Annotated in this window: 16 protein-coding genes; 4 read left to right on the top strand and 12 right to left on the bottom strand. The window is 45.4% G+C overall.

What is annotated here, in order from left to right:
- Positions 1–116: 116 nt before the first annotated feature.
- A complete protein-coding gene (locus tag R7O12_RS02360; RefSeq protein WP_033907003.1) occupies positions 117–731 on the bottom strand; it encodes a glutathione S-transferase family protein in 615 nt (204 codons plus the stop codon).
- 284 nt (positions 732–1015) lie between these two features.
- Here R7O12_RS02360 and R7O12_RS02355 point away from each other — a divergent pair, with 284 nt between their 5' ends.
- A complete protein-coding gene (locus tag R7O12_RS02355; protein ID WP_009701863.1) occupies positions 1016–1591 on the top strand; it encodes a TetR/AcrR family transcriptional regulator in 576 nt (191 codons plus the stop codon).
- Position 1592: 1 nt separating this feature from the next.
- The gene (locus R7O12_RS02350) at positions 1593–1997 is read left to right on the top strand and encodes a PPC domain-containing DNA-binding protein (RefSeq protein ID WP_213962415.1); all 405 of its coding nucleotides are present in this window, start codon (positions 1593–1595) and stop codon (positions 1995–1997) included.
- A 98-nt stretch (positions 1998–2095) separates the two neighbouring features.
- Here the strand turns inward: R7O12_RS02350 and nirD are convergent, their stop codons facing one another.
- From nirD to R7O12_RS02295, 11 genes are all read right to left on the bottom strand, one after another.
- Entirely contained in the window at positions 2096–2431 is a 336-nt protein-coding gene (nirD, locus tag R7O12_RS02345; protein ID WP_053307743.1) for a nitrite reductase small subunit NirD, read from the bottom strand.
- Positions 2432–4951, bottom strand: a complete 2520-nt coding sequence (nirB, locus tag R7O12_RS02340) for a nitrite reductase large subunit NirB (protein ID WP_053307744.1) — start codon at positions 4949–4951, stop codon at positions 2432–2434.
- A gap of 10 nt (positions 4952–4961) precedes the next feature.
- Complete coding sequence (locus tag R7O12_RS02335) at positions 4962–5798, bottom strand: ABC transporter ATP-binding protein (protein ID WP_054578974.1); 837 nt, start codon at positions 5796–5798, stop codon at positions 4962–4964.
- 11 nt (positions 5799–5809) lie between these two features.
- The gene (locus tag R7O12_RS02330) at positions 5810–6775 is read right to left on the bottom strand and encodes an ABC transporter permease (RefSeq protein WP_005375889.1); all 966 of its coding nucleotides are present in this window, start codon (positions 6773–6775) and stop codon (positions 5810–5812) included.
- A gap of 72 nt (positions 6776–6847) precedes the next feature.
- Positions 6848–8212: a CmpA/NrtA family ABC transporter substrate-binding protein gene (locus tag R7O12_RS02325; RefSeq protein ID WP_005387573.1), complete on the bottom strand. Its 1365-nt coding sequence runs from the start codon at positions 8210–8212 to the stop codon at positions 6848–6850.
- 265 nt (positions 8213–8477) lie between these two features.
- Complete coding sequence (locus R7O12_RS02320; protein ID WP_054578975.1) at positions 8478–9059, bottom strand: ANTAR domain-containing response regulator; 582 nt, start codon at positions 9057–9059, stop codon at positions 8478–8480.
- Between the two features lie 73 nt (positions 9060–9132).
- A complete protein-coding gene (locus tag R7O12_RS02315) occupies positions 9133–10050 on the bottom strand; it encodes a dienelactone hydrolase family protein (protein WP_054578976.1) in 918 nt (305 codons plus the stop codon).
- A gap of 229 nt (positions 10051–10279) precedes the next feature.
- A complete protein-coding gene (locus R7O12_RS02310) occupies positions 10280–11233 on the bottom strand; it encodes a glycosyl transferase family protein (RefSeq protein WP_054578977.1) in 954 nt (317 codons plus the stop codon).
- Positions 11230–12135 carry a uroporphyrinogen-III C-methyltransferase gene (gene cobA / locus R7O12_RS02305; RefSeq protein ID WP_176311578.1) on the bottom strand — a complete coding sequence of 302 codons (906 nt, stop codon included), beginning with the start codon at positions 12133–12135 and terminating at the stop codon, positions 11230–11232. Before cobA ends, R7O12_RS02310 begins: the two co-directional genes overlap by 4 nt.
- Positions 12136–12155: 20 nt before the next feature.
- The gene (locus R7O12_RS02300; RefSeq protein ID WP_149192224.1) at positions 12156–14819 is read right to left on the bottom strand and encodes a nitrate reductase; all 2664 of its coding nucleotides are present in this window, start codon (positions 14817–14819) and stop codon (positions 12156–12158) included.
- 292 nt (positions 14820–15111) lie between these two features.
- Complete coding sequence (locus R7O12_RS02295) at positions 15112–15546, bottom strand: GNAT family N-acetyltransferase (protein WP_031781129.1); 435 nt, start codon at positions 15544–15546, stop codon at positions 15112–15114.
- A 379-nt stretch (positions 15547–15925) separates the two neighbouring features.
- On the opposite strand from R7O12_RS02295, the gene R7O12_RS02290 reads away from it, so the two are divergent.
- Positions 15926–17182, top strand: a complete 1257-nt coding sequence (locus R7O12_RS02290; RefSeq protein WP_005375868.1) for an aromatic amino acid transport family protein — start codon at positions 15926–15928, stop codon at positions 17180–17182.
- 612 nt (positions 17183–17794) lie between these two features.
- The gene (locus tag R7O12_RS02285) at positions 17795–19708 is read left to right on the top strand and encodes a tetratricopeptide repeat-containing diguanylate cyclase (RefSeq protein ID WP_081008284.1); all 1914 of its coding nucleotides are present in this window, start codon (positions 17795–17797) and stop codon (positions 19706–19708) included.
- Positions 19709–19713 lie beyond the last annotated feature (5 nt).

Here is a 19713-nt window from a genome sequence, read left to right as displayed (position 1 = left end):
CCAATTATAGGCGATAGGAGAAAAAATAAGAAAAATCTGAAAAAATTTGAATATCCTGCTGAGTTAAGAATCGGTAAGGTGGTAGCAGCGAGCTATCATCCACTCGCTGCAATACATTAACTCTGAAATGCAGGTCTAGCTAAAATTTGGTTATACCATCGAGCAATGTTTGGCGACGTCGATAGCACATCAATTTCTAGGCCTTTAATTGCGAAACTGATCAAAATAAAGCCTGTTATATCGACGATAGTAAAATGGTCTACGGCGATAAAATCATTATGTTCAAGACGCTTGTCTAAGACAGGCAGAAATTCGTAGACGCGTTGTTTTGATTCTTCGCCCCATGCTTCAACACAACGTTCTCTGTCTCCATAAACTCCGGTCATGTTTCGAAACGCCTGAAATGCCGCATTTAGTCCTTGGAACTCCACCACACGATGCCACATTTCTACCTGAGCACGTTCGAGCTGGTTAGCACCAAACAGCGCCAGATCATTTCCAAACGCTTCATCTAGGTAGCGACAAATCGCCACGCTTTCACAGATCGTCGTACCATCATCCAGTTCCAGCAGAGGCACTTTGCCATTCACGCTTTTCGATTTAAACGGTTCAGATAGGTTATCGCCCTCACGAACGTTCAGCGCAATTCGCTCAACCTCGCCACCGATTTCCTTCAGAAAAATGCTAACTCGCTTACAACTTGGAGTCATTGCGGTTTCATAGAGCTTCATTTCACATCCTTTTATCTTTTTCTAACCGATTGGTTAGGATATACTGTAGTCAGTTTATAAACGATCAGTCAAGAACTTCACTATCAAAAATTTTCAAACAGTTGTGGGTCTGTTTGCTGAGCGAGATTTTTGATGCCGTTTGTGAGTTCACATGAATTTGGGGGCTGATACCCAAGAATAGATGGGTATTCATCATATTGGTTCAGTTCTAACGCTAGAGGTTCTCTGTACCATCCCTCCAAAGCAATTTAATTACCCAATAAGCAGACCCAGGCAGGTAATTTATGGCAAGAAAAGCCAACTTCGACCGAGATGAAAAGCTTCTCGTGGCTATGGATGTGTTTTGGCGCAAGGGCTTTGCGAACACGTCTATCTCGGATCTCACCGACGAACTGAACATCAACCGCTTCAGTCTTTACAACACCTATGGTGACAAGCAACAGCTCTACTACGAAGCGCTCGATACTTACTTAAAAAAGGTCTCGCTACCGTCACTGAATGATTTGGAAAAAGACGACGCGTCTTTACCTGAGTTGGAATCGTTCCTTAAATCTTTTGCTGATCTGCAACGCAAACGCAGCTGTGGGTGTTTTATCCAAAATGCGTTGATTGAGCACGCTGGTGAAGACGATGATGTACTGCGCAAAGGACATTTTTTGTTCGACCATCTTATCGACATCATTGCGGATGCGCTGACCAATGCGCAAAAAGAAACCTTAGTGCCGAAAACGCTGAAACCAGAAGAACTCGCTCGTTTCGTTCTCAACAACATGCAAGGCATGCGCGTACTTGGCAAAGCCAAACGTTATGCCGACTTGGATACCGCGCTTTCCTGCTTGCTGGTTTTGATTAGGAAGTGACATGTCGATTGAAGTGATAGCAGTACGTCTTACCAAAGGCATGGACTTAAAGCTGAGCCTAGCGAAATTGGTCGAGCAGTATGGTATCAAAGCAGGCTCGATTGCCTCATGCGTTGGCTGTATCTCTGACCTCAACCTTCGTTTGGCAGGTGCAGAGAGTACGTTAACCAAACAAGAGCCATTTGAAATCGTCTCTGTGATGGGAACCCTAACGCCTGAACATCAACACGTTCATATCTCGGTGTCTGATCGTGAGGGACGAGTTTGGGGTGGGCATTTAATGGAAGGCACGGTTATAGATACCACCGCAGAATTGATCATCCATTCTTACTCAAAACTTGAGTTTACCAGAGCGATGGACGACTCGACTGGCTATACCGAACTCCAAGTGAATCCTTCCAAATAACAAAAAGCTCCAGAGCGATACTGTGCTGTCTCTGGAGCTTTATTCGCTTTTCTCTTATGCCAATAATTTATTCATATCGAGCAAGCTAATTTCGAGGATCATTCTTCGGCTAAATAACAAACCTGATTATCGTCGATCGTTACTTGCCACGTTTTTAGGCAGTGCGCATCGTCTTCCAAACATTGCCCACTCTTTAAACTGAAGTGCTGTTTATACAGTGGTGATGCGACACACATCTCACCATCAATATCACCGACAATCCCTCGACTCATCACATAAGCCTTACCAATTGGGTCCCAATCTTGAACGGCGTAAACACCGCTATCTGGAATGTAGAACAACGCCACATGCTCGCCTTCAATCAACACCGTGGCACCGATGAACGGCATTAGGTCATCACGCTGACACAATTTCACTTTGGTTAAAGCTGCCATTTACACCTCCTGTTTCACTGGAATACGCTGACCGCGCACACGTTGGTACGGCAAGACTTTGCTGCCCGATGTGCTGTTCAAGAAAGGACGGAAGCGTTGCAATTTTTGAGGATTATCTAACGTACTCTTCCACTCACATTGATAGGTATCTACGACTCGTGCCATTTGTTCATCCAAAGAATCACATAGATTCAGAGAGTCATCCAAAATCACTTGTTTAAGGTAATCTAGGCCCCCTTCCATATTCTCCATCCACACAGACGTGCGCTGCAAGCGATCAGCGGTGCTGACGTAGAACATCAAAACTCGGTCAATCATGATGATCAACTCTGGTTTGGATAAGTCGGATGCAAACAAATCAGCGTGTCTTGGTCTCATGCCGCCATTACCACACACATATAGATTCCAGCCGTTTTCAGTGGCGATCACCCCAATGTCTTTACTTTGCGCTTCTGCACACTCGCGAGTACATCCCGATACGGCAAACTTAAGCTTATGGGGCGCTCGCAATCCTTTGTAGCGGTTCTCTAACTCAATCGCTAATCCGACCGAGTCATCAACACCATAGCGACACCAAGTAGAACCCACACAAGATTTCACGGTGCGCACCGACTTGCCGTAGGCGTGCCCTGTTTCAAAACCAGCATCAATCAAGGTTTGCCAGATTTCAGGAAGCTGTTCTAACTGCGCGCCAAATAAATCCACGCGTTGACCGCCAGTGATTTTGGTGTATAGATCGTATTGCTGAGCGACTTCGCCTAGCACGATGAGTTTGTCTGGTGTGATTTCGCCACCCGGAACACGAGGCACAATCGAGTAAGAGCCATCTTTTTGTAGGTTCGCCATAAAGGCATCATTAGAGTCTTGCAGAGATTGATGCTGCGGCTCCATGATGTGTTCATTCCACAAAGAAGCAAAAACAGATGCCGCTGTCGGCTTACAGATATCACACCCATGCCCTTTGCCATGCAGTGCAATTAAGGTGTCGAAGTCTTTGATTTGTTCCACTTGGCAAATATGGAACATCTCTTGGCGACTTAACTCAAAGTGCTCACAAAGGTGGTTGTTAACCTCTACCCCCATGGCTGCCAGTTGAGTATCCAATACCGACTTCACCATATTGCTACAGCCACCACAGCCAGTACCGGCTTTGGTGTTCGCTTTAAGGTCCGTAAGGTTGGTGGTGCCAGCTTGAATCTCGGCAACTAAGTCGCCTTTTGTGACGTTGTGACAAGAACAGATAATGGCGCTGTCTGGCATCTCTCCATCAAGCATTCCGGTATCAAACAGCAGGTTCGCCGCGTGGTCTGGCAGGACCGTTTTGTTCAAATAACACTGTAAGAGCGCATCGTAATCGCTGTTGTCACCAACAAGAATTGCACCGAGCAATTGGGTGCCGCTCGCATCAACCACCAGCTTTTTGTAGATGCCTGCGACCGCATCTTGCAATACCATTTCTTGTGCGCCTTCGGTTTGCATTTGTGCATCGCCGATAGACGCCACATCCACCCCAAGCAGCTTGAGTTTGGTGCTCATGTCTGCACCTTTGAAACCTTCGCTTGGCATCCCAGTCAAGACATCGGCAGTGGTTCTCGCCATGGTGTAACCGGGTGCGACTAAACCAAAGATCTTCTGCTCCCAAAGGGCACATTCGCCAATCGCATAAATATTCTCATCGCTGGTTTGGCATTGGTTGTCAATCACAATGCCGCCTCGCTCGCCGACTTCTAGCTCAGCCATTTTTGCCAACTCATCTTGAGGGCGAATACCTGCGGAGAAGACAATCACATCCACTTCGAGAGGATCTTTGTCTTTAAACACCATACGATGCTTAGCCGTTTCACCATCGCAGATTCGCTCCGTACCCGTCGAGGTATGAACAGTTAGCCCCAGCGCTTCAATCTTCTCTTTTAGCACTAAGCCAGCACCATCGTCTAACTGCACGGGCATCAGGCGGGGTGCAAATTCAATAACGTGAGTTTCTAGCCCCAATAGTTTGAGTGCGTTTGCCGCTTCTAAACCCAACAAGCCACCACCAATCACTGCGCCTGTTCTTGCGCCTTCACATGCCTTCTTGATTTGTGAAAGGTCATCAAGCGTGCGGTAGACAAACACGTTGTCTCGGTCTTTACCCTCAATTGGAGGCACAAACGGGTAAGAACCAGTCGCGAGCACAAGTTGGTCGTAACCCAGCACATCTTCACCATCAAGCAGAAGGCGCTTTTGTTCTCTGTCGATGCCTGTTACTTGGCAGCCAAGTACGAGTTGGATGCCATGCATGTCGTACCATTCTTGGTTACTCAGCATCAAATCATCATGAGATTTGCCCGCAAACAAAGAGGACAACTGTACACGGTCATACGCGATAAAGCGCTCTGCACCAATCACGGTAATTCGGTGCTCCAAATGCGCGTTTTTCTGTACCAATTGCTCGACAAGGTGTTGCCCGACCATACCGTTGCCTACCACAACGATGTGGCTCAATGCGTTCTTTACTGGAATCGTTAAAGGACTGTTCATCGCTGCCTCCTTATGCCGTTTGCGCTGCGGTTTTGGGTTTGTCTTCTTTCGAAGCAGGAATCTCGACTTTGGATTGCTTCTCATAAAGGAACTTCAATACGGCTTGTCGACACTTCTGATACTGCGCATCATCCGCCAGTGCGACACGCTCACGAGGGCGAGGTAGGTTCACTTCTAACACTTCACCAATGGTTGCTGCCGGTCCGTTGGTCATCATCACGATTTTGTCGGATAGCAGCACCGCTTCATCCACATCGTGAGTAATCATGATCACGGTGTTGTTTAGCTCGGCTTGGATCTTCATCAGTGCATCCTGCAAATGCGCACGTGTTAACGCATCCAACGCACCAAATGGCTCATCCATCAGCAAAACCTTTGGTTGAAGTGCCAGTGCTCTCGCAATGCCGACTCGCTGCTTCATACCGCCCGAGATTTCATCCGGCTTTTTGTGCGCAGCATGCTGCATTTGAATCAACTCCAAATAGTGGTTCACTTGTTCCTGAATCCACGCTTTGCCCTTTTTGCCGGCAATTTGTTTTACTGCAAGCTCAACGTTTTGATACACGGTTAACCAAGGCAATAATGAATGGTTTTGGAATACCACTGCGCGGTCGGGTCCCGGCCCTGCCACCTCTCGTCCATCGACTATTACGCCGCCGTCTGTTGGCATGTGTAGCCCTGCGACTAAGTTTAATACCGTTGATTTACCGCAGCCAGAGTGACCAATTAGGGATACAAACTCGCCTTTATTGATTTGTAAATCGACGTTGTTAAGCGCGATGAACTCGCCATCTGGCGTTGGGAATCGCATCCCTAAACGCGTTAGATCTAATAATGCTTTTTCCATGATCTTTTCCCTTATCTCAACGCTTGTTGTTTATTCCAAGACAGCCACTTTTGAAGTTGCAACATGCCTCTATCGAGCATCAATCCAATAAAGCCGATTGTGATGACTGCGACCATAATACGACCCAATGATGCCGAGCTGCCGTTCTGGAATTCATCCCAAACGAACTTGCCTAACCCAGGGTTCTGCGCGAGCATCTCTGCTGCAATCAATACCATCCAAGCGATACCTAAAGAGAGACGTAAACCGGTGAAGATCATTGGAATGGCAGAAGGTAAAACGATGGTACGAATGTGCTGCCACCACGAAAGTTGGAGCACTTTGCTCACGTTGATTAAGTCTTTATCAACGCTCGTTACACCCACAGCGGTATTAATCAGCGTCGGCCATAAGCTACACAGCGCCACGGTGATCAGAGAGTTAATGAACGACTTAGCAAACATCGGGTCATCACTCACATAAGTGGCACTCACCACCATAGTAACGATAGGCAGCCATGCCAAAGGTGATACAGGCTTGAGCAATTGAATGATTGGGTTGAACGCTTGATACAGCCCTTGATTAAGACCAAGCACGATGCCAAGTGGAATCGCGATAACCGTCGCCAGCAAAAAGCCCGCGGTTACAGTCACTAAGCTTGTTATGATTTGATCGAAGAACGTCGGTTTACCTGTGTAAGGACGAATCTTCACTTCCGCATCTGGATTCTTCGCTAACTTCGCAGCATTGCGCTTTTCCTGACGCTCGATAAACGCTTGTTCCTTTTCTCGCTCTTGCCAATGGTCATCGACAAGGTTGCTGAACTGCTGAAAAGTTTGCACAGGTCCCGGTAGCGTACCTAATGAAGTTTGCACTTCTCTCGCCGCTAAGTGCCACATTGCCAAAAAGATCAGCAAGCCAATGACGGGCAAAAGCACCAGCCGACTTCGGTTCACTACCTGCTTAGCAGGAAACAGGGAAATGACATTACTAGACATACTCACTCCTAAGAAATTTACATCCTTGTTGCCACAAGCGAATTCCCTCGCCTGTGGCGTTTATCGTTATGGTTAAACCTTGTCTTTTCCTTTAAGCCCGATAGAGAACTTCTCTAGATATTTATTTGGCTCGCGACCGTCATAAACGATGTTGTCGATAAAGTGTGTTTGTGGCGCACGGAAACCATCTTCAGCACTGAAATCTGGGAAGTCTTTTTTGCTCAACACTCCATCTTCAATTAGCGCTTGAGCTGCTTGTTGGTAGATATCTGGACGGTACACCTCTTTCGCCACATCCATGTACCAATCATCGGATTTCTCGCTTGAGATTTGTCCCCAACGGCGCATTTGAGTCAGATACCAAATCGCATCGCTGTAATACGGATAAGTGGCGTTATGACGGAAGAACACGTTGAAGTCTGGCACGTCTCGTTTGTCGCCTTTCTCGTATTCAAATGTGCCCGTCATTGAGTTGGCGATAACTTCGGCATCCGCTCCAACGTATTCGCTTTTTGATAGCATCTTCACTGCTTCTTGGCGGTTGGCATTGTCGTTTTCATCCAACCAATGTGCAGCTCGAATCAAGGCTTTCACTACGCGAATGTGCGTGTTTGGATACTTCTCAGCCCAAGCTTTAGAAACACCAAACACTTTCTCTGGGTTGTTCTTCCAGATCTCGTAATCGGTCACGACTGGCGTACCGATGCCTTTAAATACGGCTTGTTGGTTCCATGGTTCGCCTACGCAGTACCCTTTGATCGTGCCCGCTTCCATTGTTGCTGGCATTTGTGGTGGCGGTGTAACACTCAAAAGAACGTCAGCATCCAACTGACCACTGTTGTCACCGGATTCTGGTGCATAAAAACCTGGGTGAATCCCACCTGCCGCTAGCCAGTATCGCAACTCATAGTTGTGCGTCGATACAGGGAACACCATCCCCATATTGAATGGTTTGCCTTTATCCAGATAGCTGTCGACCACAGGCTTCAATGCATCCGCTTTGATTGGGTGAACAGGTTTGCCATCTGGTTGCTTTGGAATGTACTGCTTCATCTGCTCCCAAGTATCATTGGAAACCGTGATTGCGTTGCCGTTCAAATCCATACTGAACGCGGTAATCACTTCTGCTTTTGTGCCGACACCAATCGTTGCGCCCAATGGCTGACCAGCAAGCATGTGCGCGCCAGCAAGCTCACCATCGATGACTCGGTCTAAAAGCACCTTCCAGTTTGCTTGCGCTTCTAAAGTGACGTACAAGCCTTCGTCTTCAAAAAAGCCTTTCTCATAAGCAACCGCCAGCGGTGCCATATCGGTTAACTTAATAAAACCAAACTTCAGGTCTTCAATTTCTGGTTCACCCAACTCTGCCTTTACGCTGACCGTGGTGAATACCGATAACGAAATTGCTGACACTTTCAGCATCGAACTCCATTTCATTGGTTTGCTCCCATAAAAAAAGCGCCACTACTCCGAAGAGCAGTAGCGCCGTTGCTAAGTCTACAATTACCGCCGTTGATAATTGAGATAAGCGATTCAACAATAAACCCAATTCTACTAATCCAATTACTGTGCCAACTTATTTTTCACTGTAAATACAATGAATTAGTTTATTCTACCGTTTCTAATTCCCTGTTATTGCTTGCTGATAGTGCAACACGCACCACGTTAGAAAACGCACCCTAACCCCAAAGAGGTAGAACGACTAATCCAACACTTCCAAAGTAGTTATCAAATTCTTGGCAACTTGTGCGAGCGTTTGGCTCGATTGCATGGCTGAATTTCGTAGCGCTTTATAAGCCTGTTCTTCATCAACGCTGTGCATCTTCATCAGCAGCCCCTTGGCTTTTTCCACCAGCTTGCGCTCTTCGATCTTAAAGGTCAGCGATTCAATTTCCGATTGCATACTTTCGAATTTCGCTCTCACTAATGTCGCATGTTCAATCCAAGGTTGAAGTGCAAACTCACTATCGTGCGGCATAAGAACATAGTCCATTTTTTCTGATAAACGATTGATATCATTGGATGATAATTGCTTTAAGACGATAAGAAGTGGTGCCGATTTTCTGCGGCAGAAATCGACGATCAAACGCAGTTCCGCGGTTGGTTGCTGCCATCCAACCACAACGCTTGCTGACGGTTCTCGCTGCATAAGCGTTTCTAGTTGTGCCAATTGGCAGCCAATGATGTTGTCGTAATCTTTGCTCAACAAACCGGACAATCGAGCCTGCTCTTGGAGGCCATCACAGCATACTATAATGGGTGTTTTTGACGTTGATTGAGTCATGCACATTCCTTGTTTATATCTCACTCACTAAGAGAGACATAACAAGGAATGTGCCAACTAAAGTTGAAGCGTTTTAACTAGAGGCGAGATGTTCTTTGAAGAAGCCGAGTGTACGTTCCCAAGCGAGCGCCGCTTCTTCCGGTGCGTAGCGTGCTGTTGAGTCGTTATGGAAGCCGTGGTTGACGTTCTCATACATTAACGCTTGATACTGTGCGTCGGTTGCGATCAATTGCTGCTCATAAGCAGGCCATGTGTCGTTAACACGCTTATCGAGCCCTGCAAAGTGAATCATCAACGGCCCTTTGACTTGCTTTTGGATCTCTTGAGCCGCAGGTGTTCCATAGAAAGGCACACCTGCATCGAGTTCTTCTGGCATAACTGCTGCGAGCATGTTGACAATGTATCCACCGAAGCAGAATCCAACCGCGCCCAATTTACCGTTTCCACCCTCGTATTGTTTGAGGAAGTTAGCGGCTGCAATAAAGTCTTGTTCGATCTTGGCTCTGTCCATCTCTTTCTGCATTGCGCGACCTTCATCGTCGTTCCCCGGATAGCCGCCGAGTGGATAAAGCGCGTCTGGAGCGAAAGCAATAAAGCCGTCTTTTGCAAGTCGCCTAGCCACGTCTTTGATATAAGGGTTCAGACCTCGATTTTCATGAATCACCAACACGGTCGGCGATTTCAAGGTCTTCTTCTGTGGCATCACCAAATAACCACGCCCTTCTCCATACCCATTTGGAGATGGAAAGGTTTCGTAAGTTGCTTTGATGTCAGGATCGTTAAATGAAACTTGTTCTGCGAGTGCGTAATTCGGGGTTAGCGCGTCAACCAGTGCTGTCATGCTAAAGCCAAGCACAGCAAGGCCACCCAGCCTATTTAGAAACTCACGGCGCGAGATTTTTCCGTGGGCGTATTCGTCGTACCAATCGAAGGCTTCTTGCGGGATCGGATGAGAAGCCTTTTCACTAGGAGTGGTATGCTTTAGAACCATTATCCATGTCCTCTGTGTCTTACCATATGGGATTTTCTCATTCTCAAAAGCGCAGCGAGAAACGAACGCGATTGAGGCTAAAACTGCGGTTTCACCACTCTGATACGGAGCAAGGTGGTGAAACACATCATTGGCGAGCTAGGATCTTTTACCTTCTTCAAACAATAGATAATGGATTCAGATTCAACAACTTTGCGTCGTTGGTTTTACATTAATTGACAATAGTGCGTCATTGCTGGGCGCAATAGGCTTGCCAGTAAGAGAAGGCTCGTTCGAATGCTTTTTCTCTGTCGTGCATTTGTGCAAATAGCACCACTGTCATGGTGGCAAGAACCGTATTCGCCATTTGGTTCATGTCATCTTCTGACGTCCCAAACGGGCAGTTCGCAGGCATTGTCACCTCAGACAGCATTTGCTCCGTCCAGTAGTGCGATGTCACGCCGCTTGTTTGGCTTAACCAGACCGTTTGGCTTACTTTCGGGTTGTATTCTGACTCACCCGATTGTCCTTTGAAGGACACAACAGCATGAGCGGTTTGACCAATCTCGTATTCGACTTCAGCATGAAGTTGTTGGAATCCAGGATGGAAGCTACCACGAATACCAACCGTCGCCTGCCCCGGATTCAATGCTCGAACCACAGTATTAATCGGCGTTCTAAGCCCATAACGATTCTTCCAACCGATCATGGTTTCTGCTTGAGCCGCAAACGCACTGAGCGGCAGATACACGATGTTTTGTGTTTCTAACACACGTTTTGCGTCTTCGGCTGATTCCGCTTTCTTGATAGCAAACTTGTCGAGGTAATCTTCAGCATGCAAACGACCAGATTGACGGTCGTGATAACCATGCATCAGCACTTTATGGCCATTATCGGCGAGGATCTTCGCTGCCAACAGGTGCCAAGGTTGACCTGCCGCTTCACGTTTACCTGCATAACATGGCCAGTCGATGTCTGCACCAATAGCAGGCATGCGGGATTGGAATGCTTTCACAAAGCCGGCGATTTCTTGTTGAGTCTCGTTCTGTACACGAATCAGCATCAATAACATTGCCATCTGATCGTCATCGCACTCACCGTTTAGGTATTCATCCATAACTCGAAACGCTTGGTCAAAGTTCAGTGGTTTTCTACCACGTTCGCCACGACCGACTGTTCTGATACACTCCAAAATGCTGCTCATATTCCCTCGTATTCCGTCACTGACTGTACGGTTTCTATTAATTGTTCGCGCAGTTTGACAACTTCTCCCATCACAATCAATGCTGGGCTGATGCCTTTAAGTGTAATCGATAACTCATTGAGCTGATTGAGTTGGGTAACATGCACTTGTTGTTGAGGGCTGCAACCATGAGTGATGATCGCGACTGGAAAATCTTCTCTCAAACCAGAGCCTATTAAACCCGTTTGTATTTGCGATGACTTTTCTAACCCCATATAGAAGACTAACGTTTGTCCGCTTTGCATCAGTTGGCTCCACGCTTCAAATGCGCCTGTTACCACTTGCCCCGTCACAAAGGTAACGCTGCGAGCAACGCCACGATGAGTCAGCGGAATCAAGCTGTTTGCTGAACATCCAATCGCAGCGGTAATGCCGGGAATGACTTCGTACGCGATTGAGTGTTTGACGAGTGCTAACGCCTCTTCACCTCCACGGCCAAATACAAAAGGATCTCCCCCTTTTAAGCGTACAACTCGCTTTCCTTGTTGAGCGAGCGATACCATCAAGTCACAAATTTCTTCCTGACCAATACTAGGTTGTCCGCATCTTTTGCCCACGTAAATCCAATCGGCTTGTGGCGAAGCCAACTCCAAAATATCTTTGTTAACCAAACGGTCGTACAACAGTACCTCTGCCGACATAATCGCTTTCACAGCCTTTACCGTTAACAAGTCAGGATCGTGCGGCCCTGCTCCGACAATCGAGACAAAACCTTTGTGGTTCGCGTCCAGGTCTAGTGAATGGTCTTCTAAAAGTTGGTTCAGTTTGCTTGCTTGATCATGCTTAGAAAAGCGAGACGAGCGTTCTTGTTTCTGACTCGCTTGTCCTTTCTTAAACCAAGACTTTTGATAAGGCGCTTCCATGTGCTTATCCTCTTTATGACTTACTTTATTTGAATAGCCAAACTTTGCTGGTTCGCTTGCTGTTTGCCCTTTTGATGCTGATGGCTGTCGACCATTTGTTTGATTTGAGAGACGCACGAGCCACAGTTAGTACCGCATTTGAGTTTGTTTTGAAGTTGGGTCACTGACGTGCAGTCTTGTTTCTCCATCGCGTCATGTATTTGTTTATCGGTAACGCGGAAACAACTACAAACCAGTTTGGCGCTACTTTGCGATTGAGTGATGGTAAGCAGTTGCGATAGCTCCATCGGTTTGCCAATCAAGCCGGTAAAGTTGGTGTAGTCGGTTTGAATCGGTTCACTAGACACCACTAAAACAGAACGAATGATACGAACCTCTCCAACAAGGTCGTAATCCACTGCTAACCAACCTTGGGCAATATCTATCGTAATTCTGCGGCTCTTTTCCGTTCGACAAAAACTCTGCTTCTTTGGTCGCTTATCGTGTGCAAAGCGCCAAATGCCCAAATTGCTTTCTGCTTGAAATGCGCTGTAGAGAAATTTACCGGAATCAAACTGTGTACCGATGAACATACCGTAGGTTTTTACCGCCGCATCTTGCACTTCAACATAAGACGACTTAAACGCAGGCTGCCCGGAAATAGGGTCTTTTGCGCTGTTTACTATCGCGTTAACACTGCTTTCACCGCCATATCGACCCGCCCAGTGCATTGACATAAATAGCTCTTGAAAACCCAAACCTTCATCAATTGCAACTTTGGCATAAATACTGGTGTTTGAAGTAGGCTGAAACAGCTTGGTGAGTTGTCCTGCTTTTAAGCGATTTTGAGTAGCAGAGAGTGTGTTCATGTACACGGTTGGTTCTAACTCAGAGGCGGCAAGGTGTGCGATATGACCTGTGCGCGTCATGGTATGCCATTGATCGCGTTGCCTGCCCGTATTGAGCCACCAGCCTTTTGTTCTTTCTAAACGCGTTGGAGATTCACTGGTCACGACAAAACGCGCTTTACCATCTGGGTGCGAATAGACGCCATCAGCAAAAGGACGCTCTCCTCCCCATTGTGTTGGCACCCACTCTTCGTATTCTTGCTCGGTTAAGTTGGCGTATTGAGAAAGATCTAGCTTCAATGGCGAATCTGCATTCATACCTGTCATCGCCGCATATTCCCTGAATACCGCCCGCTCAGAAGTAAACGCAAAGCCATTTTGTGTCTTTTCCAATGCACACAGAGCTTGTCCGACTTGGCATATCGCCCACCAATCTGATTTTGCTTCACCCGGAGGCGTTTGAAACTGGCGCTGCCTTGAAAGTCGACGCTCAGAGTTGGTCACCATGCCTTGCTTCTCCCCCCAACCAGCGGCGGGCAGCAATAGGTCCGCGTAATGCGCAACATCCGAATCCGCTGTGATATCGGAAACAATCACAAACGGACAAATCTCTAGTGCTCGTTTTACCAATTGGTTATCTGGCAAAGAGACAACAGGATTGGTTGCCATGATCCACAGAACTTTAATCTCACCACGTTCTACCGCCTCAAACAGTTCAACGGCTTTTAAACCGGGCTGAGTGGCAATTTCTGGTGAATCCCAGAACGCCTGCACTTGCTTAATAGACTCTGCGTCAAAAGCACGATGAACCGCTAATTGATTTGCCAAACCACCCACTTCTCGTCCACCCATCGCATTCGGTTGACCTGTAATAGAAAATGGCCCGCAACCTGACTTGGCAATTTTACCTGTCGCCAAGTGTGCATTAATAATGGCATTGCCTTTATCGACACCATTTTCGGCTTGGTTAACCCCTTGGCAAAACAACGTGATTGCGGTTGGGCTTTGTGCAAACCATTGGAAGAATGTCGTGAGTTTTTCTTCTGAAATCCCAATGGAAGACGTTAGATTAGTGACATCGTAACGCAAGTCAGAGACTTCTTCTTTAAGTGTATCAAACCCGTCGGTATAGGAATTTATGTATTCAGAATCAATACATTGCTGCTCAATAAGAAACTTAAGCAGCCCATTAAAAAGTGATACATCCCCATCGTTTTTAATCGATAGATGCAAATCGGCTTGCTGTGCAGTGACCGTTTCACGCGGGTCAATGACCACCAGCTTGAGGTTAGGATTGTTTTCTCTCGCTTGTTGAATACGTCGGAATAAAACAGGATGCGTCCAAGCGGTATTAGCACCGCAAATTATCAATAGCTCAGTCTTATCAATATCGTCGTAATTGACGGGAACGACATCTTCACCAAATGCTCGTACATGAGCCGCAACCGCCGAAGACATACACAAACGGGAGTTAGTATCGATGTTAGCGCTGCCAACATAGCCTTTCATGAGTTTGTTGGCGACGTAATAGTCTTCCGTCAACAACTGACCAGAAACATACATAGCGACGGAATCAGGTCCAAACTCCGCTTTCGCTTGATGAATCTTTTCTGCAATCAGATCCGTGGCTTGTTGCCATTGTACTTCTTGCCCTTGAGGTCGCTGCTTGGTGACAAGCTTTGGATACAGCAAGCGCGAAGGCATATTCAAACTCTCTGCCAGCGCGACGCCCTTTACGCACAGTGATCCCGCATTTGCAGGATGACACGCATCCCCAACGATTCCTTTCGCATTGACCTCGACACCACATCCAACACCACAATAGGGACAAGTGGTTTTTTTGCATCCTTGCGACATAACACCTCCAGTGCGATTCAGCCCAACTTACTAGCAAAAAAAAGCCTCTCCCGAATCGAGAGAGGCAGCAATGCCTTTAACGCTGTTAGTACATTTTCAAAAAGTAATACCCTATACCGCTCTCGCCTGCTATTGAGAGCGGCGCATCGAGTTATCGATGAACGTTTATGTAAAGCAAGTGAGGTGCCAAGATTAAAAACCTTTACTATACAAAAGGTTAGCTTAAAACCAATTATAGCAACGTAATGCTACGCACTGATTGTGTGCAAATTTCGGTCATTATCGTGCAGAATTACTTTACTAATTCCATGACTAACCTGGATTCTTCGTCACCAAAATAATGCGCTTCTTCTTCTAACGTTTTAAAGCCAAGGGAGAGGTATAAAGACAATGCAGGTTGGTTCTTAGGATCGACAGTCAATTTCACGCTTGAGCCTAACTTCAACGGCGCAATAACGTTTTCTAGGAGGGAACGCGCAATACCTTTACCTCTATGTTGAATATCGACGGCCAATGACATGATCCAATATTGATGTGCATTTGTGCTAGTCGTTAGCAATATATACCCTGCGACCTGCTCTCCCTCTTTTGCTACCAGTAAGCTCTCTCCCCAACAATCAAAAGCTTGCCGAAAGAAAAATTGAGGATAGGCGTGTTCTCCAAATAAAGTATTTTCGAGCTTATATATGGCAAATAAGTCCTCTTTTTGCGCAGACAAGATGTCCATTCAATGACTCCTTCTTTAACATGAATGGCAGCAGTATACCTAAATCTCATCTAAATGACGGGACACAAACATCTCAATTAAGTGCTTAAGAAATGTAATATTCTTCCTGAAAATTAGGCCTAACTCACTTAGAACATACATCCGTGATTAAGTTTTAACCGCAAAATCAAAAACCACACAAGATGAAAATTTCAATACATACAACCATTAAATACATTAAAATTAAGAACTTTATTCTGGTTTATTGAAAAATTCATAGTTGGATAATTTACAACCACCCCAAGTCCACAGCATTATTCACCAAGCTTCGCATGTGATAATAAACACTAAAACCTTTACCATTTTCAGCATTATTATTTTTATAAAAGCGAGTTTTAAAGTGAAAGAATCTCGAAATGCCTTAAATCCTAGTGAAATAAACACAACCACAGCTTGGTCAAAACATGATACACATTGGGTTCTTAGCCTATTTGGAACGGCCGTTGGCGCAGGCATCCTGTTTCTGCCAATTAACCTTGGGATTGGTGGTTTTTGGCCTTTAGTCGCGATGGCAGTACTTGCTTTTCCAATGACCTATCTTGCGCACCGTGGCTTAGCTCGTTTTGTACTATCTTCTAAGATCAAAAACGCAGACTTCACTGATGTAGTGGAAGAGCACTTCGGCGCAAAAGCAGGCCGTTCTATTTCACTGCTGTATTTTCTTTCGATCTTCCCGATCCTGTTGATATATGGTGTTGGAATAACAAACACAGTAGATAGCTTCATGGTAAATCAGGCTGATATGGCTTCTTTACCTAGACCTTTGCTTTCTGGCGTACTAGTGTTTGCACTAATTGCTATTATGATGGCGGGTGAAAAAGTAATGCTACGGGCCTTTGCCATTATGGTGTTCCCACTTGTTGCCATTCTTGCCTTTCTATCATTTTACTTAATACCGAACTGGACCATGCCTGTCATGGATGTGCCAGAAGCGTCAGCTTTTGCTAGCACTATGTGGTTAGCAGTTCCTGTAGTGATTTTCTCGTTTAGTCACGCAGCTGCAATTTCAAGCTTTGCAAATGTACAACGTCGCCATTACGGTAAGCAGGCAGATGCCAAATCCGAAGTTATTCTTCGCCGCACTAGCATCATGCTGATTGCCTTTGTTCTTATTTTTGTATTTTCCTGTGTGCTAACACTGTCACCTGAACAATTGGCTCAAGCAAAAGAACAAAACGTATCCGTATTGTCTTACCTAGCGAACGCAACCGATAATCCATTTATTGCAACACTTGGTCCTTTAGTAGCGTTTGTTGCTATCACTTCATCTTTCCTTGGGCATTTTTTAGGTGCGCGTGAAAGCTTAAATGGTTTAATTACCAAGCATTTTAACCTATCTGAGAAGCGTGTTGATCGTATCAGCGTGGCAGCACTGTTCTTCTCAATCTGGGCGGCGGCGATCATGAACCCAAGTATTCTTGGTATGATGGAAGCATTGTCAGGGCCTGTTATTGCAATGATCTTATTTATTATGCCAATGTTAGCGGTGTATAAAATCGAGGCGATGAAACAATATCGAGGAAATGTCTCTACTTACTTTGTTCTAGCAGCAGGCATTGTGGCGGTAAGTGCATTGATTTTTAGCTTCTTCAGCTAATAACTAAAGACTAGCTTGGATTTTCAGGGGAATACCTTACACAAGGTTAAGGTGATTCCCTGAATTTTCTTACTCTTTAAAAGGTAATCATCGTTACCCTTGACTCTTAAATAAGAGCGAAAACACCCGCAATCATAAGTACTGAAGCGATGCAGGTACGGCCGATAATGCCGAAGTGCGAAGGTTGAATCATTTCATTATGCATAGTTAATCTCCTATTTATTATAAATAGCCATTTTTTATTGGCTTAATAACACTATGTCTAATATCCAGTTTTTTAACAACCCATACAAACATTAAATATTTATGACAGAAACGTAATTTTTTACACTTCACCCTGATTTCGAGCGATGAATCCGCGGCTTAAATCATTAGATTGAGTCCACCGAATATGCTCACTTACCTTCCATCGTTACCCTACCTATGCCATCTTCCAATCATTACATAAGTTTTCAATAGATTTTGTTTTTATAAATCATAATATTATAGAGATCCTTCTCGTATCTCACTCCCAAAACACTTTGCCACTGGGAATCCATCCGCACTTAACCAACAAGAAATGGTAGACTTAACTGGTATTCGGTTAAGAGATCACATTTTATTAATACGCTCATGCACTTCTCAATTAAAACACTGGCTTGCGCACTTTGTACTGCACTTGGACTTTTCTTGCATCCCACCAACGTACTGGCGAGTACCGAAAAGCAAGCTTATCTGGAAGAACACATTTCAGCAGAAAGCAAGCCCATGTTAAAACTCTACTTTCGCTCGATGGGTAAGCCGCGATCAATTCAAAAAGATGAGTTAAATACGCCACAGCATGCATCAGCGGAGTCTCTTGCTCTGTATTACTTTGCACGAAAGTACCTTAAGCGTTACGAAGGCGTTCCATTACCGAAAGATATGCCCGATTTAATCGAATTCGGTAAAAAGCACCATTTGGAATGGGTCGTCGCTGAAGCACAGCTCAATAAAGCTGTAACAATGATTGAGCAAGACGATAACTGGAACGCAGAATTGTTACTCCATGACGTTGTTTCTACAGCCCGTGATCTTGGTTATCTAGCATTAGAAGGCCGTGCTTACCGCTGGTTAGGCAATCTAGAAGTATCTCGAAATCAACTACGCAGTGGCCTAAAATATTACCGCAATGCCTATGTGTTATTAGAAAAAACAGTATTTGAAATACAAGTCGCGATGACACTGAACAACATTGGGACGGTCTACATCGACGCATCAGATTGGGCTCGGGCCAACAGTTACCTAACGCAAGCTCTCGACACTTACCTAGAGAGCGAATATCAATACGATAATAGCTTTTTTATGGGGGTTATCTACGCAAACCTTAGCATCGTTCACTCGAGCCTCGGAGATAACAAAAAAGCGGAATATTATTTCAATGAAGCCATTCGACTTTCAATGCAAACGGGGTCGGACACAGTCAAGCACCACTCTTTATCCAGCTTTTCACAAATGTTGAGCTCGGTAGGAAAAATTGATGATGCATTAATGGTCGCACAGCGTTGCGTAGACCTGCCCATTCCAAAAAATCTAGAAATGCTAAAAACGTCTTGTTATGAGGCATTTGCAGAGGCTTACCTCGCAAACAAACAATACGATAAAGCTATTACAACAGCGCTTAACGTTCTAGAACAAACCAAGTCAACCAGTGAATTAGAGCTGCGGCAGCGTATTGATATGCTTTCGGTACTGGTAAACGCTCATCAAATTCTTAATGACTATGAAGCTGCTTTTCATTATTTAACCCAATTAAGAGAGCTAGAGGCTGAGTTTTCTCATCATATTCATGGTGAAGAGATGATTAACATTAAGTTTGACCTCGAAGCTAAGTTAGCCCAGAAAGAACTCAAATTGCTAGAAACAAAAAATGCGCTACAAGCCTCTGAACTGCGTTCACAGCGCTATCGAGAAATGTTCTACTTTATCGCTATTGCGGCAATTGGAGTCGTTGGTTTTCGTTACGTACTGCGCGTTAGACGTATTAATAAAGCACTCACTCAAGAAAATACTACCGATCCATTAACTCAACTGCATAACCGTCGCTATCTTCACATTTGGTTGGACAAAATGGCTCGTAGAAGCCCAGATAGAACATTTGCCTTAGCCGTTTTAGATGTCGATCATTTTAAAACCTTTAATGATCAATATGGACACGATATTGGCGATAAAATGCTGACTCATATTGCCACGCTATTTAATGAATCCACCCGCTCTGGTGACCTACTCATTCGTTGGGGTGGAGAAGAGTTTGTCCTATTATTCGAAGTACAGCGAGTTGAAGATTGCGCTAAGTTTTTGGAGCGATTGAGATATACTGTTGAAAACACACCATTGGTGGTTGACTCTAAACCATTAAACGCGACAATTTCCCTTGGAGCAGTGGACAAACTGTCGGCACAAATAATTAAACAAGAATGGGATCAATGGTTTTTCTTGGCAGACCAAGCTTTGTATGATGCGAAGCAAGCTGGTAGAAACCAGTTCGTCATTCACCCTACATCATAAAAAAG

This window comes from Vibrio sp. Vb1574 (genome assembly GCF_033338675.1).
Note: the sequence above shows the minus strand (reverse complement) of the source record. Positions and strands in the feature narration are given on the sequence as shown.